At 70.7% G+C, this 19,666-nt stretch carries 22 protein-coding genes; 19 read left to right on the top strand and 3 right to left on the bottom strand.

What is annotated here, in order from left to right; all coding sequences use genetic code 11:
* Nucleotides 1–66 precede the first annotated feature (66 nt).
* From TSO221_RS24020 to TSO221_RS24010, 3 genes are read left to right on the top strand one after another with little or no spacing between them, the layout of a single operon-like run.
* Nucleotides 67–987 (top strand): sulfite exporter TauE/SafE family protein, encoded by a 921-nt coding sequence (locus TSO221_RS24020; RefSeq protein WP_109121044.1) that lies wholly within the window; start codon nucleotides 67–69, stop codon nucleotides 985–987.
* A complete protein-coding gene (locus tag TSO221_RS24015) occupies nucleotides 984–1,754 on the top strand; it encodes a TIGR02186 family protein (RefSeq protein WP_109121043.1) in 771 nt (256 codons plus the stop codon). Before TSO221_RS24020 ends, TSO221_RS24015 begins: the two co-directional genes overlap by 4 nt.
* Nucleotides 1,754–2,254, top strand: coding sequence for a universal stress protein (locus TSO221_RS24010; RefSeq protein WP_109121042.1), 501 nt, complete (start codon nucleotides 1,754–1,756; stop codon nucleotides 2,252–2,254). The genes TSO221_RS24015 and TSO221_RS24010 overlap by 1 nt, the downstream gene beginning before the upstream one ends.
* Here TSO221_RS24010 and TSO221_RS24005 read toward each other — a convergent pair whose 3' ends face one another.
* Complete coding sequence (locus tag TSO221_RS24005) at nucleotides 2,255–3,703, bottom strand: fused MFS/spermidine synthase (RefSeq protein ID WP_146208897.1); 1,449 nt, start codon at nucleotides 3,701–3,703, stop codon at nucleotides 2,255–2,257.
* Nucleotides 3,704–3,903: 200 nt separating this feature from the next.
* Here TSO221_RS24005 and TSO221_RS24000 point away from each other — a divergent pair, with 200 nt between their 5' ends.
* The 3 genes from TSO221_RS24000 to TSO221_RS36870 all read left to right on the top strand — a co-directional run bounded on the left by TSO221_RS24000 (nucleotide 3,904) and on the right by TSO221_RS36870 (nucleotide 6,481).
* Nucleotides 3,904–4,455, top strand: a complete 552-nt coding sequence (locus tag TSO221_RS24000; protein WP_109121040.1) for a NifU family protein — start codon at nucleotides 3,904–3,906, stop codon at nucleotides 4,453–4,455.
* A gap of 200 nt (nucleotides 4,456–4,655) precedes the next feature.
* Nucleotides 4,656–5,024 carry a hypothetical protein gene (locus TSO221_RS23995; protein WP_109121039.1) on the top strand — a complete coding sequence of 123 codons (369 nt, stop codon included), beginning with the start codon at nucleotides 4,656–4,658 and terminating at the stop codon, nucleotides 5,022–5,024.
* Nucleotides 5,021–6,481 carry a methyl-accepting chemotaxis protein gene (locus TSO221_RS36870; protein ID WP_109121038.1) on the top strand — a complete coding sequence of 487 codons (1,461 nt, stop codon included), beginning with the start codon at nucleotides 5,021–5,023 and terminating at the stop codon, nucleotides 6,479–6,481. Before TSO221_RS23995 ends, TSO221_RS36870 begins: the two co-directional genes overlap by 4 nt.
* A 108-nt stretch (nucleotides 6,482–6,589) precedes the next feature.
* On the opposite strand, the gene TSO221_RS23985 is transcribed toward TSO221_RS36870, so the two are convergent.
* Complete coding sequence (locus TSO221_RS23985; RefSeq protein WP_109121037.1) at nucleotides 6,590–7,624, bottom strand: polysaccharide deacetylase family protein; 1,035 nt, start codon at nucleotides 7,622–7,624, stop codon at nucleotides 6,590–6,592.
* Nucleotides 7,625–7,830: 206 nt separating this feature from the next.
* On the opposite strand from TSO221_RS23985, the gene tsaB reads away from it, so the two are divergent.
* A complete protein-coding gene (gene tsaB, locus TSO221_RS23980; RefSeq protein ID WP_109121036.1) occupies nucleotides 7,831–8,493 on the top strand; it encodes a tRNA (adenosine(37)-N6)-threonylcarbamoyltransferase complex dimerization subunit type 1 TsaB in 663 nt (220 codons plus the stop codon).
* Entirely contained in the window at nucleotides 8,490–8,966 is a 477-nt protein-coding gene (locus TSO221_RS23975) for a GNAT family N-acetyltransferase (protein ID WP_247878217.1), read from the top strand. The genes tsaB and TSO221_RS23975 overlap by 4 nt, the downstream gene beginning before the upstream one ends.
* A 2-nt stretch (nucleotides 8,967–8,968) precedes the next feature.
* On the opposite strand, the gene TSO221_RS23970 is transcribed toward TSO221_RS23975, so the two are convergent.
* Complete coding sequence (locus tag TSO221_RS23970) at nucleotides 8,969–9,223, bottom strand: sulfurtransferase TusA family protein (RefSeq protein ID WP_109121035.1); 255 nt, start codon at nucleotides 9,221–9,223, stop codon at nucleotides 8,969–8,971.
* A 91-nt stretch (nucleotides 9,224–9,314) separates the two neighbouring features.
* Between TSO221_RS23970 and TSO221_RS23965 the strand changes: the two genes are divergently transcribed.
* The 11 genes from TSO221_RS23965 to TSO221_RS23915 all read left to right on the top strand — a co-directional run.
* Complete coding sequence (locus TSO221_RS23965) at nucleotides 9,315–9,731, top strand: MucR family transcriptional regulator (RefSeq protein ID WP_109121034.1); 417 nt, start codon at nucleotides 9,315–9,317, stop codon at nucleotides 9,729–9,731.
* Nucleotides 9,732–9,976: 245 nt separating this feature from the next.
* Nucleotides 9,977–10,807, top strand: coding sequence for a GNAT family N-acyltransferase (locus tag TSO221_RS23960; RefSeq protein WP_109121033.1), 831 nt, complete (start codon nucleotides 9,977–9,979; stop codon nucleotides 10,805–10,807).
* A 34-nt stretch (nucleotides 10,808–10,841) separates the two neighbouring features.
* A complete protein-coding gene (locus TSO221_RS23955) occupies nucleotides 10,842–11,777 on the top strand; it encodes a lysophospholipid acyltransferase family protein (RefSeq protein ID WP_247878216.1) in 936 nt (311 codons plus the stop codon).
* Between the two features lie 126 nt (nucleotides 11,778–11,903).
* Nucleotides 11,904–13,283, top strand: coding sequence for a tRNA (N6-isopentenyl adenosine(37)-C2)-methylthiotransferase MiaB (gene miaB / locus TSO221_RS23950; protein WP_109121031.1), 1,380 nt, complete (start codon nucleotides 11,904–11,906; stop codon nucleotides 13,281–13,283).
* The gene (locus TSO221_RS23945) at nucleotides 13,280–14,299 is read left to right on the top strand and encodes a PhoH family protein (protein WP_109121030.1); all 1,020 of its coding nucleotides are present in this window, start codon (nucleotides 13,280–13,282) and stop codon (nucleotides 14,297–14,299) included. Before miaB ends, TSO221_RS23945 begins: the two co-directional genes overlap by 4 nt.
* A gap of 68 nt (nucleotides 14,300–14,367) precedes the next feature.
* Entirely contained in the window at nucleotides 14,368–14,805 is a 438-nt protein-coding gene (gene ybeY, locus TSO221_RS23940) for an rRNA maturation RNase YbeY (RefSeq protein WP_247878219.1), read from the top strand.
* A 35-nt stretch (nucleotides 14,806–14,840) separates the two neighbouring features.
* Nucleotides 14,841–15,758 (top strand): hemolysin family protein, encoded by a 918-nt coding sequence (locus tag TSO221_RS23935; protein ID WP_109121029.1) that lies wholly within the window; start codon nucleotides 14,841–14,843, stop codon nucleotides 15,756–15,758.
* Nucleotides 15,759–15,989: 231 nt separating this feature from the next.
* Nucleotides 15,990–17,009 carry a sensor domain-containing diguanylate cyclase gene (locus TSO221_RS23930; protein WP_247878215.1) on the top strand — a complete coding sequence of 340 codons (1,020 nt, stop codon included), beginning with the start codon at nucleotides 15,990–15,992 and terminating at the stop codon, nucleotides 17,007–17,009.
* 73 nt (nucleotides 17,010–17,082) lie between these two features.
* Complete coding sequence (gene lnt / locus TSO221_RS23925) at nucleotides 17,083–18,669, top strand: apolipoprotein N-acyltransferase (RefSeq protein WP_109121028.1); 1,587 nt, start codon at nucleotides 17,083–17,085, stop codon at nucleotides 18,667–18,669.
* Nucleotides 18,670–18,782: 113 nt separating this feature from the next.
* A complete protein-coding gene (locus TSO221_RS23920) occupies nucleotides 18,783–19,262 on the top strand; it encodes a helix-turn-helix domain-containing protein (RefSeq protein ID WP_109121027.1) in 480 nt (159 codons plus the stop codon).
* Between the two features lie 223 nt (nucleotides 19,263–19,485).
* Nucleotides 19,486–19,666, top strand: a 181-nt coding sequence (locus tag TSO221_RS23915; RefSeq protein ID WP_247877895.1) for an S-adenosylmethionine synthetase N-terminal domain-containing protein, incomplete at its 3' end; no start/stop codon positions are given.

The raw sequence follows: 19,666 nt of genomic DNA, 5'->3' as shown, positions 1-19,666 counted from the left end.
TGAGCCCTCCCCCAGCTCCGCTGGGGGAGGGCTTTCTCCGAACCCCCGCATGGGTTAGGATTCCCCATGCAAGTCTATCTGCCCATCGCCGAGATGTCGGTCGACGCCCTGGTGATCCTGCTGCTGGGCGCCGTGGTCGGCTTTCTGTCCGGGCTGTTCGGCGTCGGCGGCGGGTTCCTGATGACGCCGCTGCTGATCTTCCTCGGCGTGCCGCCGGCCGTCGCGGTGGGCACCCAGGCCAACCAGCTGATCGCCGCCAGCGTGTCGGGCGTGCTGGCGCACTGGCGGCGCAACAACGTCGACGTCAAGATGGGCGTCGTCATGCTGGTCGGCGGCCTGGTCGGCACCACGCTGGGCGTCTGGATCTTCGGACGGCTGCAGCGGCTGGGGCAGATCGACCTGACCATCTCGCTGACCTACGTCCTGCTGCTGGGCACCATCGGCTCGCTGATGCTGGTGGAGAGCGTGCGCGCGCTGATCCGGCGGCGCAGCCCGCAGCTCGCCCGCGGCAAGCTGCACCACCACATCTGGCTGCACGGCCTGCCGCTGAAGATGCGCTTCCAGAGGTCGAAGCTGTACATCTCCGCCCTGCTGCCGGCGGGCATCGGCGCGGTCGGCGGCGTGCTGGTGGCGATCATGGGCATCGGTGGCGGCTTCCTGCTGGTGCCCGCCATGATCTACCTGCTGAACATGCCGGTGGCGCTGGTGGCCGGCACCTCGCTGTTCCAGATCATCTTCGTGACGGCCGTCACCACGCTGCTGCAGGCCTCCACCAACCAGACGGTGGACGTCATGCTGGCCTTCCTGCTGCTGGTCGGCGGCGTGGTCGGGGCGCAGTTCGGCACCCGCGCCGGTTCGAAGATCCGCGGCGAGGTGGCGCGCACGCTGCTGGGGCTGATCGTCGTCTCGGTCGCCCTGCGGCTGGCCTGGGATCTGGTCGCGCGGCCGGAGGACCTGTTCTCCGTCATCACCGGGATCCCCGGATGACGCGACGCCACGGACTCATCGCGCTGTCGGCCCTGGTCGGGGCGGCGCTGGCGGTCGCGCTGGCGATCGTTACCTCGGCGGGCGCCCGGGCGCAGCAGCTGGTCGCCGACCTGTCCAGCCACCTGATCGCCATCACCACCGGCTTCACCGGGACCGAGGTGGTGCTGTTCGGCTCCACCGACGGGCCGGCCGACGTGGCCGTGGTGGTGACCGGGCCGCGCACCACGGCGACGGTGCGCCGCAAGTCGCGCGTCGCCGGCATCTGGGTGAACCGCGACAAGGTGATCTTCGACCAGGTGCCGAGCTATTACGTGGTCGCCACCAACCGGCCGCTGGAGCAGTTCGTCCGCACCCCGATCCTGGAGCGCCACCAGATCGGGCTGGAGCACCTGCGCATGGAGCCGAAGGAGCCGGCGACGGCGGGCACGCTGGCCGACTACCGCGCGGCGCTGATCCGCACCAAGCAGCGCGGCGGGCTGTACGGCGTGACGCACGGGCAGGTGAGCTTCCTGGGCGCGCGGCTGTTCCGAACAAACATCTATTTCCCGGCCAACGTGCCGACCGGGCTGTACAACGTGGAAGTCTTCCTGATCCGCGACGGCGACGTGCTGAGCGCGCAGACCACGCCGCTGGTGGTGTCGAAGGTGGGCTTCAGCGCCGAAGTGTTCGAATTCGCCCGCAGCCAGCCGTTCAGCTACGGCCTGGCGGCGGCGCTGGGTGCACTGCTGGCCGGCTGGCTGGCCGGCACCGTCTTCCGGAGGGTGTGATGACCGAACCGACCGTTTCCGCTCCTTCCCCCGAGCATCAGCGCATCTTCCTGGTCGTCGTGGACGACAGCCCCGAGCTGAAGGTGGCGCTGCGCTACGCCTGCCTGCGGGCGAAGAAGTCCGGCGGGCGGGTGGCGTTGCTGACCGTGATGGAGCCGACCGAGGCGCAGTCCTGGCTGGCGGTCGAGAACCTGATGCGCGAGGAGCAGCGCAGCGAGGCGGAGCAGAAGCTCCAGAAACTGGCGCGCGAGGTCAACGGCCTGACCGGCGGCACGCTGCCGATCCTCTACATCCGCGAGGGCGACCCGCGCGACCAGCTGACCGCGCTGATCCAGGAGGAGCCGCGCATCTCCATCCTGGTGCTGGCCGCCAGCACCGGGCCGGAGGGGCCGGGCCCGCTGATCACCCACTTCACCGGGCGCGGCGTGGTGAAGCTGCAGATCCCGGTGACCGTGGTGCCCGGCGGCCTGTCGAACGAGCAGCTGGACGCGATCACCTGATCATTCGCCATAAAGCGCGATGATGCTGCGCAGGTCGATGTCGCTCTTGTCGTCGGTCAGCACCGGCTGCCCGGCGGTGTCGGCGGGGGCGAGCGACCACGCCAGCCGGCGGGCGGCGTCCTGGGCGGCCGGGGGCGCGCGGTCGAGGCGGGCCAGCAGCTCGGCCGTCGTGCGCTCCTCCCTGGTGGCGATCAGGAAGTAGTTGCCGCCGCCGACGTCGGACACGAACACCGAGGGGAACGCCGCCTTCAGCGTCGCCGCCAGCGGGCCGATCAGGATGTCGTGGTCGGCCGGCGAGGCGACGTTCATCATCACCACGCCGCCACGGTCCAGTTTCCGCTCCAGCAGCGCGAAGAACTCGCGGGTCGCGGTGAAGAACGGGATGGTGGCGCCGTTGTAGAGGTCGACGACGATCAGGTCGTGCTTCTCCGGATCGGCCGCGACGAAGCGGCGGGCGTCGGAGACCGCGACGCGCACGCCGCGCAGGCCGAACTTTTCCCGCGCCACCGCGACCACCGCCGGGTCCAGCTCGACGCCCAGCACGTCGGACTCCGGCCAGGCGCGGCGGATGTTCATCGGACCGACCCCGCCGGCCACGCCGAGCACCAGCGTGCGTGCGCCGTCCGCCAGCGCCGGCCCGGCCGGGAAGACGTCGTAGTACAGCCCGGTCGGCCCGCCGTCCTTGCGCAACCGCGACTGCGTGGCCCACAGCAGGTTGAGGTGCAGGCGGACCTCCTCGGCGGTCTCGCGCACCCAGATGGTGTTGTGCGGCGTCTCGCGGTAGAGCGCGAAGCCGCGGCCCTCGTTGTGGACGGCGCCCAGGGCTCCCAACGCCAGGACCAGCGCGCCCGCGGCGTACGTACGCCCGCCGGGGACAAGCGCGCAGGCCGCCGCCAGGACCGCCGCCGCCACGGCGTAGCCGGCCGACACGCCGATGGTCGGGATGGCGAAGAAGGCGGCGAAGAAGGTGCCGCCGATGCTGCCCAGCGTCCCCACCGCGTAGATCCGCCCGGCCGCCGAGGCGCGCCCCGCCGCGGCGATGCGGCCGGCGCAGATCGGCGACACCATGGCCAGCGCGAAGGACGGCACGCCGAGCAGCAGCGCCGCCCCGGCCAGCGACCCCACCTGCGGGTCGGCCGGCGCTGTGCGCTCCAGCGCCGCCGGGCCGAGCCACGGCGTCAGCGCCGCCCACGCCGCCGCGACCAGCAGCACGCCGCGCAGCACCGGGATCGCGTCCGGCCCGTCGCCGACCGAGCCGCCTTTCCAGTAGCCCGCCGCCATGAAGCCGAGCACCACGCCGATCACCGCCCCCCATTGGTAGACGGAATAGCCGTATTGCGGCGCCATCAGCCGCCCGCCGAGGATCTCCAGCATCATCAGCGCCCAGCCTCCGGCGAAAGCGGCGAGAGGGAGGGCGTAGGGGGCGGGGCGGGAAGCGGGTACGGTCATCGGCAGGCCTTCCAGGAAGCGGGCGTGAGGCTACGGAGGGCCGGCGGCGGGGTCAACGCCGCCCCATTGTTTGCCCGCCCGGAATACACCATTCCGAATAACCACACCGACAAGGTGCTTGATCTGGCGGCCGATTCTGCCCAAGTTTCGCACACGCCGCCAGTCATCGCCCGCGCGGCCCGTGCCCAAGGACCCGAGCCATGTTCATTCAGACCGAGCAGACCCCCAATCCGGCCACCCTCAAGTTCCTGCCGGGGCGCGACGTGCTCGGCCGCGGCACCGCCGACTTCACCAGCCGCGAGGACGCCGCGCGCTCGCCGCTGGCGCAGAAGCTGTTCGAGATCGACGGGATCGAGGGCGTGTTCCTCGGCGCCGACTTCATCACCATCACCAAGACCGGCGCCAAGGACTGGTTCCTGCTGAAGCCGTCGATCCTCGGCGTCATCATGGAGCATTTCACCGCCAACCGGCCGGTGCTGCTCAGCGAGCACGCCGACGACAACGCCATCCACGAGGACGACGACGAGATTGTGCAGCAGATCAAGGAGCTGCTCGACACCCGCGTCCGCCCGGCGGTGGCGCAGGACGGCGGCGACATCACCTTCCACGGCTTCGAGAAGGGCGTGGTCTACCTGCACATGAAGGGCGCCTGCTCGGGCTGCCCCAGTTCGACCGCCACGCTGAAGGCCGGCATCGAGAACATGCTGCGCCACTACATCCCCGAGGTGCAGGAGGTCCGCGCGCTGCGCTGACCCCGGCCCCAGGCCGCATGCAAACGAAGGGCCCGCCGCCGCCGCGCCGGGCCCTTTTCCGTTGCGTGCGCCGCAGGGCGGCCCCGCGCCTGCGCCCTTCGGCGCAGACCCTGTGTCGCACTCTCTTTTAACCAGATAAGCCTAATCTAAGAGGGTCTTTCGGCGCGTGTCGGCGCGGTTCCCGGGCGGAGGGTCGCCGGATGGGAGCATCGTCTGCGAAACGGAACACCCTGTGGCCGGCGGCCCTGCTGCTGGCGGGCTCGCTGGGGGCGGTGCTGGCCCTGCAGCTGGCACCGCCGGAGGGGGCCGGCATGGTCGCCGCGTGGTTCCCGCCGGGCGTGGCGCCGGGTGAGGCCGTCGGGCGCATCGCCGCCGCCGACGGGCGGCTGGTGACCGCGGGCGGCGTCGCCGGCCTGTGGATCGTCTTTTCCGAACAAACGGGCTTCGCGGGCCGGCTGTACGAGGCCGGCGCGTGGCTGGTGCTGAACGCCGAGGGTGCCTCCGGCTGCCTCGGCAACGGGCGCCGGCTGCCCCGCGCGCGGCCCACGACTGGGGAGGCAACCTCATGAGCAACGACGACCTCGACTCGTTGCGGCGCTGGGCCAGCGGGCTCTTCGTGGCGGCGCTGTGGGCGCACATCCCGCTGGTCGCGCTGACCGGCTGGATCAACGGCACCCTCGGCTGGGGGGCGGAACTGGGCGCTCTGCTGCTGGCGCTCGCCGCCACCGCGGCGTGGCGCGCCGATGCGGAGGGGCTGACCAGCCGCACGGTGATCGCCGTGGCGGCGGTCGGCATGGTGTCGCTGCTGGTCTACCGCGCCGCCGGGCCATGGCAGATCGACCTGCACATGTACTATTTCGCGGTGTTCGCCATGCTGGCCGCCTACTGCTGCTGGCGGACCATCCTGGTCGCCGCGGCGGCCACGGCGGCGCACCACCTGGTGCTGAACTTCGTCTTCCCCTACGCGGTGTTCCCGGACGGCGCCAGCGTCCTGCGCGTGCTGCTGCACGCCGCGGTGGTGGTGGCGGAGTGCGGCGTGCTGGTGTGGCTGACCGTCCGCCTGGAGCAGGCCTTCGTCCGCGCCGCCGCCGCGCTGGCCGAGGCCCGCACGGCCGCCGGGCGCGCCGAGCACGAGTCGGCCGAGCGCGTCCGCGCCGAAGCCGCCGCGCAGGCCGAGCGCCACGCCGCGCTGGTCGAGGCGGCGAACGCCTTCCAGTCCAGCCTGGAGGGGCTGGTGGTCGACCTGGACGAGAACACCGTGGCTCTGCGCAGCCGCGCCAAGGAGGTGGCCGAGGTGGTGCAGGGCGCCGGCGGCCGCGTGGCGGCGGTGGCGGCGGTGTCCGGCGAGACGGCGGCCAACGTGCAGTCGGCGGCGGCGGCGGCCGAGCAGCTCGCCCACTCCATCGCGGCGATCAGCGGCGAGGTGGCGCGCTCCGCCCAGATGGCGACCGCCGCGGTCGCCGAGGCCGGCAGCACCGATCGCAAGGTCGCCGGCCTGGCCGAGGCGGCGCACCGCATCGGCGAGGTGGTGGAACTGATCAACTCCATCGCGTCGCAGACCAACCTGCTGGCCTTGAACGCGACCATCGAGGCGGCGCGGGCCGGCGAGATGGGCAAGGGCTTCGCCGTGGTGGCCAACGAGGTGAAGAGCTTGGCCAACCAGACGGCGCGGGCGACCGAGGACATCACCCAGCAGATCGGTGCCATCCAGGCGGCGACCGGCGACACGGTGCAGGCCATCCGCTCGATCGGCGAGCGCATCGGCGAGATCGACCGCATCGCCGCGGCCATCGCCGGCGCGGTGCACGAGCAGGACGCCACGACGCGGGAGATTACCCGCATGGTGACGCAGGCGGCGACTGGGGCGCGGGCAATGTCGGCGGACGTCGACGAGGTCAGCGCTGCGGTGGGCGGTGCGGCGAGCGCCACGGCGGCGGTGCTCGGCACGGCCGACGCGGTGGCCGGCCGTACGCACGGCCTGCGGACGGAGACCGCGCGCTTCCTCGACCGGTTGCGCAGCGCATGACGGTTCACCACGACGGAGCCGCACGGCCAGAACGGCCGGGCAGCCCGTCACTCGCAGGGCCCGCCACCGGCAGAGGGTGTGCGGGCCCTTTTTTTGGGGGGGTGAAGCCTACTCGTCGTCGTCGGGGATGACGAACTGCACGCCGAACCAGCGCCAGCGGCCCTCCGGGGTGGGCAGGGTGCAGTTGACGCGGGCGCGGCCGGGCGGGAAGGGGTCCGATATCCGGACCTCGACGCGGTCCTCGATGCGCTCCAGCCGGGTGCGGCCCTGGCCGGCGGCGAAGCAGGCGAGGCGCGACAGGTCGCCGACCTCGCCCGACACGGTGAAGCCCAGCGGCGGCGGGTTGACGGTCAGCAGCGGGTCGTCCGGCGTCAGGTCCGACACCGGCAGCGGCAGCGCGTTGGCGGCCAGGCGGAAGCGGTCGACGCTGCCGTAGGACTCGTTCATCACGAAGCGCGGCAGGGCGCGCAGGTCGGCGCGCGGGTACAGCACGCCCGACTGCTGGCCGAAGGCGGCGGTGAAGCCCTGCTCGGCGGCCAGCCCCTGCAGGGCGCGCGAGAATTCGCCCTCGGGGTAGGCGAACAGCGCCGGCGCGCGGCCCAGCTCGGCCTTCAGGCGGTCGGCCATGCGGCGCAGCTCGGCGCGCGCCTCCTCGGGCGTGTTCTCGACCAGCGTCTCCGTCGTGGCACCGAGGCCGCCGATGGTCACCCCGGCGGCCTGCAGCTGGCGCAGCTCGCCCCAGGTCATGTGGGTGCCGGCGTTGCGGTCGACCGGGTCGGTGGCGACGAACAGCGTGAAGGGAAGGTTCGCGGCGCGCAGCCGTGGCCACGCCTGCGTGTAGAAGGAGCGCGTCGCGTCGTCCACCGTGATGGCGACGGCGCGGTCGGGCAGCGGCTTGCCGGTCTTCAGCGCGTCGAGGATGGCCGGCAGCGGCAGCACGGCGTAGCCGCCGGTGGTCAACTCGTCGAGGTGCGCCTCGAACTGGTCGATGCGGATGCTGCTGCCGGGCGACTGGTCCTCGCCGAAGCGGTTGTAGGCAAACACCACCGCACTGGCCTCCGCCGCCACGGCACGGCCGGCCGGCGGAGCGATCAGGGCCCAGACGGCGAGGGTGGCGGTGAAGACGGCGCGACGGAACGTCATGATCGCTGCAATGAACCCGGCGGCGGCCGCGAGGCCGGCCTACCGCGGTGGTGTGGCACAACCGGGTGGCCGCGAACAAGCCCGCTCCCCGTCGCACCCGCGCAGCGCGATGACCTGATGCGTGAATGCAACAGTGTTGCGATGAAGCGGGCGCGCTATGGTGGGGGCGCTGGGACATTGGGCTGGAACACGGGGACGACGGACGCATGAGGGTTCTGGGTCTGGACACCGCCACGTCGGGTTGCTCCGTGGCGCTGTGGGACGATGGGCGCATCACCGCCCGCCGGGCCGAACCGATGGCGCGCGGTCAGGCGGAGGCGCTGGTGCCGATGGTCGACGCGGTGCTGGCGGATGCGGGGCTGGGCTTCGCCGACCTCGACCGCATCGCGGTGACGGTCGGGCCGGGGGCCTTCACCGGCCTGCGCATTTCGCTGGCGGCGGCGCGCGGCTTCGCGCTGGCGGCCGGGCTGCCGGTGATCGGGCTGACCACCTTCGAGGCGCTGGTCCACGCCGTGCCGGAGGCGGAGCGGCGCGGCCGCACCGTGCTGGCCGCCGTCGACTCACGCCGGGCCGAGCCCTTCCTGCAGCTGTTCGACGCGGATCTGAACCCGCTGGGCGAGCCGGCGCTGCTGCTGCCGGACGCGGTGTCGGGCTGGCTGCCGGCCGGGCCGCTGCTGGTGGTCGGCGACGGCGTGCCGCTGCTGCGGCCGGTGCTGGAGGGGCGGGACGGCGTCACCTTCGCCGCCGGGCCGGGCCTGCCCGACGCGGCGGTGGTGGCGGCGCTGGGCGCGGAACGGGCCGAGGGGCTGCCGCCGCAGCCGCTCTACCTGCGCCCGCCGGACGTGACGCTGCCGAAGGGCGCGGCGTGAGCGGCGTGCCCGACGATGCCCCCAGCATCCAGCCCGCCGGCGTGCTGGAGGGGCGGGTGCTGGCCGCCGTGCAGCAGCTGTGCTTTCCCGACGACCGCTGGGAGGCCGACTTCGTCGAGACGCTGCTCGGCCAGCCGGGCAGCTTCGGCCTGCTGGCGGTGGACGAGGTGGGCGCGCCGGTCGGCTGTGCGCTGGCCCGCGTCGTCGGCGAGGACGCCGAGATCCTGACCATCGGCGTGCTGCCGCAGGCGCGGCGCGGTGGGCTGGGCCGCCGGCTGGTGCGGGCGGTGTGCGGCGAGGTGGAGCGGCGCGGCGCCACCGCGCTGTTCCTGGAGGTTGCCGAAGACAACGACGCCGCGCGCATGCTGTACGCGCAGAGCGGCTTTGCCCAGGTGGGCCGCCGCCCGGCGTATTACATACGCCGGGAAGGACGCGTGGCTGCACTGGTCCTGCGCCATTCGTTTCCAAATTGAAATTAACGTTTCCGCACCCACAGGCGGTGCGGCCCGCTTAGATCCTCTCGGTTTTCGGGTTCCACCGCGAGCACCGCGTGACCGAGTTCGGCCAGAGATCGCGGCACGTTCTCCAAGGGTTCGCCCGCGTTCAGACGGACTTCGAGGGTCTCGCCCGCCGCCATGCGCTCGACCAATATCTTGGTGCGCACGAAGGTTAACGGGCAGACCTCGGTCGTGATGTCGAGGAAGTAATTGGCGGTCTTTGGTTCCTGCACAGGTTCCTCTTTACGGAAAAGATCGGATATTGCACAGCGCAGCGAACCTCTTTATATGGGAGGAGAACGCCAAGCCGTGGAGCAAGCTTACATGAGCAATGGATCCCCTTCCAACGCGCTGTTGTCTCTGACGACGGAGATCGTGGCCGCACACGTCTCTAACAATTCCGTGGCCGTGACCGATCTTCCGGTGCTGATCGAACAGGTCTACAAGTCCCTGTCGAACGTCGGCACCGAGCCTGTGGCCGTGGAGGAGCGTCCGCAGCCGGCCGTGCCGATCAAGAAGTCGGTTACGCCGGATTACATTGTGTGTCTGGAAGACGGCAAAAAGCTGAAGATGCTGAAGCGCCATCTGAAGACCGCGTACAACATGACGCCGGAAGAGTACCGGGAGCGCTGGGGCCTGCCCGCCGACTACCCGATGGTCGCCCCGAACTACGCCCGCCAGCGCAGCTCGCTGGCCAAGCAGATCGGCCTCGGCACCCGCGCCCGCCGCAGCGTCGCCTGAGGCGGTTTTCCGTTCCTGTCGTCCGGGTGCCCTCGCGGTGCCCGGTACCAGCCGGCCCGTCCGCGGCGCGCCGCCGGTGCGCGTTCCGTCGCGTCTGCGGGAGGGGTCGGTTTCCCCCGTCCATACTCAGCGGTTGACCATCAGGCGCCGCTTCATGGTATGCCTGTGGACGGGGGTGTCCGGCCGAGGGGCAGGGGCGCCCTTGTCCCTTTGGCTGTCCCCTTGGCGAGCGGCGCGATCCCACCATGTCTGACCACAGCACGGACCAGGGCACCGAGGACGGCTCGAACGAGCTGCGCATGGGCTCGCTGGAGGTCCGGCTGGCCGAGTCGACGGTCGAGATCGAGGCCGCGCAGGCGCTGCGCTACCGCGTCTTCTACGAGGAGATGGCCGCCGTGCCGTCCGCTGAGATGGCGGCGCGCCGGCGCGACTTCGACGAGTTCGACGCGCTGTGCGACCACCTGCTGGTCATCGACCACGCCCGCGGCACGGGACCGGAGAAGGTGGTCGGCACCTACCGCCTGATCCGCCGCCCGGCCGCCGAGAAGGCCGGCCGCTTCTACTCCAGCGCCGAATACGACATCACGCCGTTCATCACCTACCCGGGACAGGTGCTGGAGCTGGGCCGCTCCTGCGTCGACGCGGCGTACCGCACGCGCGGCTCGATGCAGCTGCTGTGGCGCGGCATCGCCGCCTACGTCTTCCACCACGACATCGAGATCATGTTCGGCTGCGCCAGCCTGCCGGGCACCGACCCGCGGGCGCTGGCCGAGCCGCTGTCCTACCTGCACCACCACCATCTGGCGCCGCCGGAGCTGCGCCCGGTGGCGCTGCCGGGGCTGCGCGTCGACATGGCGCTGATGCCGCAGGACCAGATCAACGTGAAGCGCGCGCTGGCCGAGCTGCCCCCGCTCATCAAGGGCTACCTGCGCCTGGGCGGTTACGTCGGCGACGGCGCGGTGATCGACCACCAGTTCAACACCACGGACGTCAGCATCGTGGTGAAGACCGACCTGATCACCGACAAGTATTCCAAGCACTACGAGCGGCGCAGCCGCGATGCGCAGATCGCTTGACCGCGATACGGGGCGCCACACCATGACGTCTCCGGTGCTTGGGGCCCTCCGCCTGATCGCCTATGTGGGCTGGACGCTGCTGCTGGCCCCTGTGCAGGCGCTGGTGATGGCGTTGAAGCTGCCGATGCGCTTCGTGATTCCGCACTTCTATCACGCCGTCTGCGCCCGCATCGTCGGCATCGACATCGTGGTGCGCGGCGAGCCGGCCGAACCGGGGCCGGTGCTGGTGGTGTCCAACCACTCCTCCTACCTCGACATCACGGTGCTGGGATCGCTGATCCGCGGCTCGTTCGTCGCCAAGAGCGAGGTGGCGGGCTGGCCGGGCTTCGGCTTCCTGGCCAAGCTGCAGCAGACCGTCTTCATCGAGCGCAAGGCGCGCAGCACCGCGGCGCGCCAGCGCGACGACCTGAAGGCGCGGCTGGAGGGTGGCGACACGCTGATCCTGTTCCCCGAGGGCACGTCCAGCGACGGCAACCGCACGCTGCCGTTCAAGACGGCGCTGTTCGCGGTGGCCGGCACGCGCATCGACGGCCGGCCGGTGACGGTGCAGCCGGTCAGCGTGACGGCGACGCGGCTCGACGGGCTGCCGATGGGCTTCGCGTTCCGGCCGTTCTACGCGTGGTACGGCGACATGGACCTCGCCCCGCACCTCTGGCAGGCGTTCTGCGCCGGATGGATCGAGGTGGTGGTGGACTTCCACGAGCCGGTGACCCTGGACGCCTTCTCCAGCCGCAAGGCGCTTGCCGAGCACTGCCAGCGGGCGGTGGCGCATGGCGTGGAGCGCGCGGTGCGCGGGCGGGACAACCCTCTCCCGCCCCGGGAGAGGGTGGAGCCGAAGGCTCCGGGTGAGGGTCCCAGTGCGGAGGGCGCGCTGATCCTCGACGGCACCCCCACCCTAACCCTCCCCCCGGGCTCTCGGCGGATCTCCGATCCGCCTGACGCCGACAGCGCTGGCTCCGCCAGCGCGTGAGGCGGGGGAGGGGATAAAGCCTCCGCCGGTTGACTCGCTTCTCCGCCCTTGCGATACCATATGACCCTAGGACGCGCGCCGCGGTGATCCCGGCGCGCTTTTCGCTATTTCCGCGGAAGGGGCGCGTTGAGTAAGAAGCTCTTCATCAAGACCTGGGGCTGCCAGATGAACGTGTACGATTCCGCCCGGATGGCGGACGTGCTGGCTCCCCTCGGGTACACGCCGTCGGACGAACCGGACGGCGCCGACATGGTGATCCTCAACACCTGCCACATCCGCGAGAAGGCCGCCGAGAAGGTGTTCTCGGAACTCGGTCGGCTGCGCCACATGAAGGACGAGAAGGCGCGGCAGGGCGACAGGATGGTGCTCGCCGTGGCCGGCTGCGTCGCCCAGGCGGAGGGCGAGGAGATCGTCGCCCGCGCTCCCTTCGTCGACATCGTCTTCGGCCCGCAGACCTACCACACCCTGCCGGAGATGGTGGCCAAGGCGCACCGCGCCGCCGGCGCCGTGCTCAACACGGACTTCCCGGCGGAGTCCAAGTTCGACCATCTGCCGGAGGATTCCGGCGGGCAGGGGGTGTCCGCCTTCCTGGCGGTGCAGGAGGGCTGCGACAAGTTCTGCACCTTCTGCGTCGTGCCCTACACCCGCGGCGCCGAGTTCTCGCGCCCGGCCTTCCAGGTGCTCGCCGAGGCGAAGCGCATGATCGCCAATGGAACGCGCGAGATCAACCTGCTGGGCCAGAACGTCAACGCCTACCACGGCGAGGCCGCCGACGGCTCGACGTGGAGCCTCGCCCGGCTGATCCGCGAGTTGGCGGAGATCGACGGGCTGGCGCGCATCCGCTACACCACCTCGCACCCGCGCGACCTGCAGGACGACCTGATTCGCGCACACGCCGAGGTGCCGCAGCTGATGCCCTACCTGCATCTGCCGGTGCAGGCCGGGTCCGACCGCATCCTGGCGGCGATGAACCGCAAGCACACCGCCGACCACTACCGCGCGATCGTGGATAAGCTGCGCACGGCCAACCCGGACCTCGCGCTGTCCGGCGACTTCATCGTCGGCTTCCCTGGGGAGAGCGACGCCGACTTCGCCGAGACGCTGCGGCTGGTCAACGACGTGACGTATGCCCAGGCGTACTCCTTCAAGTACAGCCCGCGCCCCGGCACGCCGGCCTCGACCGAAGCCAGGCAGGTGCCCGAGGAGGTGAAGAGCGAGCGCCTCGCCGCGCTCCAACAGCTCCTCGACGCGCAGCAGGCGGCCTTCAACGCCGGCTTCGTCGGCCGCACCGTGCCGGTGCTGTTCGACCGGCCGGGCAAGCGGCCGGGCCAGCTGATGGGCCGCAGCCCGCACATGCAGTCGGTGTACGTGCAGGCGTCGGAGCGTCTGGTCGGCACCATCGCCGACGTCCGCATCGAGGCGGCGTACGCCAACAGCCTTGCCGGTACGGTCGAGACGGGTGTGTACGTCTCGCGTACGGGCCACTCCGCGGGGGTATCCGCTTGAACGGCACGCCTGATCATCGCGTCGATCTGCGTTTCGAGGACAACCGGCTGCTGCCGTTGCTCTACGGCCAGCACGATGAGCATCTGGCGCGGGTCGAGCGCCAACTCGGCGTGTCGCTGATCTCGCGGGGCAACCAGCTCACCGTCTCCGGCCCGGCCGAGGCGGCGGAGGCCGCGCAATCCGCGCTGAAGGCGCTGTACGAGCGGCTGCGCAACGGCCTGGATGTCGGCCCCGGCGAGGTCGACGCCGCCATCCGCATGGCCACCGTGCCGGAGGACGCGGAGGCGCGCGGGCAGGCGCTCGCCTCCATGGTGCGGCCCGAGGTGCAGGTGCGCACGCGGCGGCGCGGTGCCATCACGCCGCGCTCGCCCATGCAGGCGACCTACCTGCAGGCGCTGGCCGAGAGCGAGATGGTGTTCGGGCTGGGGCCCGCGGGCACCGGCAAGACCTATCTGGCCGTCGCGCAGGCGGTGGCGATGATGATCTCCGGCCAGGTCGACCGCATCGTCCTGTCGCGCCCGGCCGTCGAGGCCGGCGAACGGCTGGGCTTCCTGCCCGGCGACCTGAAGGAGAAGGTCGATCCTTACCTGCGCCCGCTGTACGACGCGCTGCACGACATGCTGCCGGCCGAGCAGGTGAAGAAGCGCATCGAGTCGGGCGAGATCGAGATCGCGCCGCTCGCCTTCATGCGCGGCCGCACGCTGGGCAACGCCTTCGTCATCCTGGACGAGGCGCAGAACACCACGCCCATGCAGATGAAGATGTTCCTGACCCGCCTGGGCGAGGGCGGGCGCATGGTCATCACCGGCGACATCACGCAGATCGACCTGCCCAGCGGCACCAAGTCCGGCCTGCGCGAGGCGCTGGAGATCCTCAGGGGCGTGGACGGCGTGCGCTTCGTCACCTTCAGCCACGCCGACGTGGTGCGGCATCCGCTGGTCAGCCGCATCATCCAGGCCTACGACCGCGCCGAGGCCGCCGCCAGGACGCGCGGCAACGGGGAGGGGCGGTCGTGAGTGACGTCATTCAAGTCGATATTTCCCTTACCCGCGAGGCCGGCGACTGGCCGGAGGACGCCGAGTGGCTGGCCGAGCGCGCGGCGCTGGCCGCGCTGAACGCCGTGTGGGACCCGGCGGACGGGCCGGCCGAGCTGTCGGTGGTTCTCGCCGACGACGCGCTGGTGCAGACGCTGAACCGCGACTACCGCGGCAAGGACAAGCCGACCAACGTGCTGTCCTTCGCGCTGACCGAGGCCGATACCCCGGACGCCGAGGACGCGCCGATCATGCTGGGCGACGTGGTGCTGGCCTGGGAGACCCTGGTGCGGGAATCCTCCGAACAGGGGAAAACTCTATCGAATCACCTATGCCACCTCGTGGTGCATGGCGTTCTCCATCTGCTCGGGTATGATCACGAGGTGGACGCCGAAGCCGAGGAGATGGAAGGGTTGGAGGTTGAGGTGCTGGGTACGCTCGGCGTGCCGGATCCCTACGCGACCAGCCCGTCCCCGGAACCCTCATAGATGGCCGACTTCCGACAACCGCCAACGACAGGACGATGACCGATACTTCCGACAGTCGAATGCCCCGTGACGACGGGGCCGACGACCAACATTCGCTGGGCCACCTGTTTCGCGGGTGGCTGCGCTCCGCGATCCGGGGCCGTGGCGACAACACGCTCCGCGACACCATCGAGGAGCTGATCGAAGACGACGACGAGAGCGAAAGCTCCATGGGCGCCGGCGAGCGCACGCTGCTCGCCAACATCCTGAAGCTGCGCGACCGCACCGTGGTCGATGTGATGGTGCCCCGCGCCGACATCGTCGGCATCGACGTGGACACCCCGCTGCCCGCCCTCATCCAGCGCATGTCCGACGAGGCGCACTCCCGCCTGCCGGTGTACCGCGAGACGCTCGACGACGTCGTCGGCATGGTGCACATCAAGGACGTGCTGGCCTGCGTCGCCAGCCAGAAGGCGATGGAGCTGAAGGACATCGTGCGCGACGTCTCCATCGTCGCCCCCTCCATGCCGGTGCTCGACCTGCTGCTGCAGATGCGCCAGACGCGCCAGCACATGGCGCTGGTGGTGGACGAGTTCGGCGGCATCGACGGCCTCGTCACCATCGAGGATCTGGTCGAGGAGATCGTCGGCGAGATCGAGGATGAGCACGACGAGGCGGCGCAGCCGCGGCTGGTCGAGCGTCCGGACGGTTCGCTGATCGCCGACGCCCGCATCTCCATCGAGGACTTCGAGGCCCGCGTCGGCCCGGTGCTGACCGAGGAGGAGCGCGAGGACATCGACACGCTGGGCGGCCTCGTGGTGTCGCTGGCCGGCCGGGTGCCGGGGCGGGGGGAACTGCTCAAGCATCCCTCCGGCCTGGAGTTCGAGATCGTCGAGGCGGACCCGCGGCGCATCAAGCGCCTGCGCGTGCGCAACATGCCGGCCAACATCAACGAGTTGGCGGCGACGGGCTGACCGCGGCGCCAACAGCGTTTGCCGACCAGGTCACCGATCAACGCAAAGGCCCGGGCTAATCCCGGGCCTTTGTTCTTCTCCGATCATGAATAAACCCTAATGAAATGGGGGCTGTTGACTTTTATCGCGCGCTCGTCTCAATAACCGAACGTTCGGTATCTTAGAAAAACACCGCGAGGGTCGGAGTTGCCCGTGCTCGCCGCTGGGACGCAGCGGCGGAAAGGAGATTTTGTGCCCGACGCTCTCGTCGATTCCAACCTCGATCCCGCCGCCCTCATGGAGATCATCCGGACGCAGACGGCCATCGCCGGCTTCGGGCTCGACCTCGGCGGCGTCATGGGCTTCGTCTCGGAGCGCGTGCAGGCGCTGACCGGTGCCACCGGCGCCATGGTCGAGCTGGCCGAGGGCGAGGACATGGTCTACCGCGCCGCTTCCGGCATGGCCGGCGGGCAGCTCGGGCTGCGGCTGAAGCGCGCAGGCAGCCTGTCCGGCCTGTGCGTCGAGCAAGGCGCCATCCTGCGCTGCGATGATTCCGATGCCGATGCGCGGGTCGACCGCGAGGCCTGCCGCAGGGTCGGGCTGCGCTCCATGGTGGTGGCGCCGTTGGTCCACAACGGTTCGGCCGTCGGTGCGCTGAAGATCGCCTCGCCGGTGCCGGCCGCCTTCACCGACCGCGACATCCGCGTGCTGGAGCTGATGAGCGGCCTGATCGCCGCGGCGATGTTCAACGCCGTGCAGCATGAGACCAGCGAACTCTACCACCGCGCCACGCACGACGCGTTGACCGGGCTGGCCAACCGTGCGCTGTTCTACGACCGCCTGCGGCAGAATCTGGCGCTCGCCGGGCGGCAGTCCTCGCTGATCGGCGTCCTCAACGTCGACATGGACGGCCTGAAGGCGATCAACGACCAGCACGGCCACCGCGCCGGCGACGCCGCCATCCGCGAGGCGGCGGCCCGCATCCGCGCCACGCTGCGGCAGTCGGACACCGCCGCGCGGCTCGGCGGCGACGAGTTCGGCGTCATCCTCTACGGCGTGCAGGACCGCGACAGCGCCGCCTCCAAGGCCGAACGCATCGCCGCGGAGATCCGCCAGCCCTTCGCCTTCGAGGACCGCGCGCTGCCGCTCGACGCCAGCGTCGGCGTGGCGGTGTTCCCGCACGACGGCGAGGAGATGGACGCGCTGATCGAGAAGGCCGACCAGTCCATGTACGCGGTCAAGCGCACCCGGAAGGGCAGCCGGGACGCATAGTCGCCAGAATTCGCGTGTTCCCTCATGGTCGTCCGCCTATCTAACGGCGGGAGACCGCGAAGGACCGCCGACCGTGCACGTTGCCGACACCATCCCCGCCGACCGTCTGACCACCCGCGCCGCCGGCCGCCTGGCGGCGCTTGCCGGATGGCGCCGCTACGCCGCGTCGGCGCTGCTCGGCGCGCTGGCCACGTTCGCGCTGCCGCCGGGCTATGTGGTGCCGCTGCTGCTGGTCGCCTTCCCCGGCTTGCTCTGGCTGCTGGACGGGGCGGCGACGAAGACGCAGGCCTTCGCGGTCGGCTGGTGGTTCGGCTTCGGCCATCACCTCTTCGGCCTGTACTGGGTGAGCTTCGCGCTGTTCACCGACATCGGGCAGTTCTGGTGGGCGCTGCCGCTGTCGGCGGCCGGGCTGCCGGTGCTGCTGGCGATGTTCACCGGTCTGGCGACGCTGGTCCTGTGGCGGCTGCCGCTGCGCGGCTTGGCGCGGTCGCTCGGCTTCGCCGTCGTGTGGGCGGCGTTCGAGTGGCTGCGCGGGCACCTGTTCACCGGCTTCCCGTGGAACCTCGTCGGCTACGCCTGGGTGGGCTGGCTGCCGGTGCTGCAGAGCGTCTCCCTCCTGGGCATCTACGGGCTGAGCCTGCTGACCACGCTGGTGGCGGCGCTGCCGGCCGCCTTCGCCGACCCGGCGGAGCCGTCGCGCCGCGTCGGGGCGGCGTTCGCCGCCGGGCTGCTGCTGTTCGCCGGGATCGGCGGCTGGGGCGCGCTGCGCCTTGCCGGGGCGCCCACCGAAAACGTCCCCGGCGTGCGGCTGCGCCTCGTCCAGTCGGGGGTCGAGCAGCGCTACAAATGGCAACCGGGGGAGCGCCTGAAGGTCTTCGAGACGCACCTCGAGCTCTCCGCCTCTCCGGCGCGCGAGCCGGTGACGCACCTGATCTGGCCGGAAACCGCCATCCCCTTTTTCATCGAGACCGACGCCGCCAACCGCGGCGCGCTGGCCGCGGTGACGCCGCCCGGCGGCATGACGCTGACCGGGGCGCCGCGCGCGGTGCGGCAGGCGGCCGGCCCGGATGCTGGAGAGGTCCGGTACTACAACAGCCTGCTCGCCATCGACGGCTCCGGCGCGGTGCGCGGCAGCTTCGACAAGGCGCACCTCGTGCCGTTCGGCGAGTACACCCCGCTGCGCCAATACCTGCCGTTCGGCGCCATGCTCGGCGGGCCGGAGTTCTCGGCCGGGCCGGGGCCGCGCACGCTGCACCTTGCCGGCTTGCCGCCGGTCAGCCCGCTGATCTGCTACGAGGCGATCTTCCCCGCCGCGGTGACCGACCCGGCCGACCGGCCGCAATGGCTGCTCAACCTCACCAACGACGCGTGGTACGGGCAGACGGCCGGGCCGCACCAGCACTTCGCCATCACCCAGGTGCGCGCGGTGGAGGAGGGCATGCCGCTGGTGCGCAGCGCGCAGACCGGCATCTCCGGCGTGGCGGATCCCTACGGGAGGGTGACGGCGGAACTGCCGCTCGGCGTGCGCGGCGTGGTCGATGCGGCGCTGCCCAAGGCGCTGCCGGACCCGACGCCGTACGGCCGGTTCGGCGACTGGATCTTCGGGGTACTGCTCCTGGCGGCCGCCGCGCTGGCGCTGGTTGCTCGCCGTGCCCGCTAGCGGAACTATCTTTCCACTCAACCCACACGCAGGTCGAATGTCCGAGTGACACACTTGACTGCATACGTGGATATGACATACAACAGTACTCACACGCTATCGGGGAATTTAGTATGCAAACAGCAGCGCGCGGGCGTCGTGGAAACGCGGGTCGCCCCAAGACCGGGAAGCCGAACCCCATCGATGTACACGTCGGCTCCCGTGTGCGGCTGCGCCGTACGCTTCTCGGCATGAGCCAGGAGAAGCTCGGCGAAGCCATCGGCCTCACCTTCCAGCAGGTGCAGAAGTACGAGCGCGGCGCCAACCGCATCGGCGCCTCGCGCCTGTTCGACCTCAGCCGGGTGCTCGACGTGCCGGTGTCGTTCTTCTTCGACGACATGCCGGCCGGCGTCGATTTCTCCGACGACGACGAGACGATGCACGCCGCCGAGGACAAGCCCACGGGCGGCTACGAGCCGGACCCCATGGCCAAGCGCGAGACGCTGGAGCTGGTGCGCGCCTACTACCGCATCAACGACTCCTCGGTGCGCAAGCGGCTGTTCGAGCTGACCAAGGCGGTGGCCAACGCCGGCAGCTTCGAGGCGGCGGAATAGAGCGTTTCGACCGGGACGAATGGGACAAGCGGGGGCGTATCCCGGTACGCTCCCGCTTTCGCTTTACCACGGCTGTTTGTGTGATCCGACGGGAGGTCGCTTGACCCCGTCGTAAAATGTTGTCAAATACCGCAACCGATCGGCTAACCGTTGATCCAGGATCAGGAAAGGTTCAGCGCGGCCCCGATCTCCAGTTCGCCCCTGTAAAACAGCCGAGGTTGCCGTGGCCAAGCAGAACTACGTCTTCACCAGCGAGTCCGTGTCCGAAGGCCATCCGGACAAGGTCGCCGACCGGATCTCCGACGCCATCGTCGACCTCTATCTGTCGCACGACCCGTACGCGCGCGTCGCGGTGGAGACGCTGACCACCACCAACCAGGTGGTGCTGGCCGGCGAGGTGCGCG

Source organism: Azospirillum sp. TSO22-1 (genome assembly GCF_003116015.1).
Classification (GTDB): domain Bacteria; phylum Pseudomonadota; class Alphaproteobacteria; order Azospirillales; family Azospirillaceae; genus Azospirillum.
Note: the sequence above shows the minus strand (reverse complement) of the source record. Positions and strands in the feature narration are given on the sequence as shown.

Bases quoted from the DNA above. Each gene is read 5' to 3' on its own strand.
- TSO221_RS24015 (WP_109121043.1), top strand. From the start codon at position 984: ATGACGCGACGCCACGGACTCATCGCGCTGTCGGCCCTGGTCGGGGCG.
- TSO221_RS23995 (WP_109121039.1), top strand. From the start codon at position 4,656: ATGGGAGCATCGTCTGCGAAACGGAACACCCTGTGGCCGGCGGCCCTG.
- tsaB (WP_109121036.1), top strand. From the start codon at position 7,831: ATGAGGGTTCTGGGTCTGGACACCGCCACGTCGGGTTGCTCCGTGGCG.
- TSO221_RS23965 (WP_109121034.1), top strand. From the start codon at position 9,315: ATGAGCAATGGATCCCCTTCCAACGCGCTGTTGTCTCTGACGACGGAG.
- TSO221_RS23960 (WP_109121033.1), top strand. From the start codon at position 9,977: ATGTCTGACCACAGCACGGACCAGGGCACCGAGGACGGCTCGAACGAG.
- TSO221_RS23985 (WP_109121037.1), bottom strand. From the start codon at position 7,624: ATGACGTTCCGTCGCGCCGTCTTCACCGCCACCCTCGCCGTCTGGGCC.
- TSO221_RS23920 (WP_109121027.1), top strand. From the start codon at position 18,783: ATGCAAACAGCAGCGCGCGGGCGTCGTGGAAACGCGGGTCGCCCCAAG.
- TSO221_RS23935 (WP_109121029.1), top strand. From the start codon at position 14,841: ATGACCGATACTTCCGACAGTCGAATGCCCCGTGACGACGGGGCCGAC.
- TSO221_RS24005 (WP_146208897.1), bottom strand. From the start codon at position 3,703: ATGACCGTACCCGCTTCCCGCCCCGCCCCCTACGCCCTCCCTCTCGCC.
- TSO221_RS24010 (WP_109121042.1), top strand. From the start codon at position 1,754: ATGACCGAACCGACCGTTTCCGCTCCTTCCCCCGAGCATCAGCGCATC.
- TSO221_RS36870 (WP_109121038.1), top strand. From the start codon at position 5,021: ATGAGCAACGACGACCTCGACTCGTTGCGGCGCTGGGCCAGCGGGCTC.
- TSO221_RS24000 (WP_109121040.1), top strand. From the start codon at position 3,904: ATGTTCATTCAGACCGAGCAGACCCCCAATCCGGCCACCCTCAAGTTC.
- TSO221_RS24020 (WP_109121044.1), top strand. From the start codon at position 67: ATGCAAGTCTATCTGCCCATCGCCGAGATGTCGGTCGACGCCCTGGTG.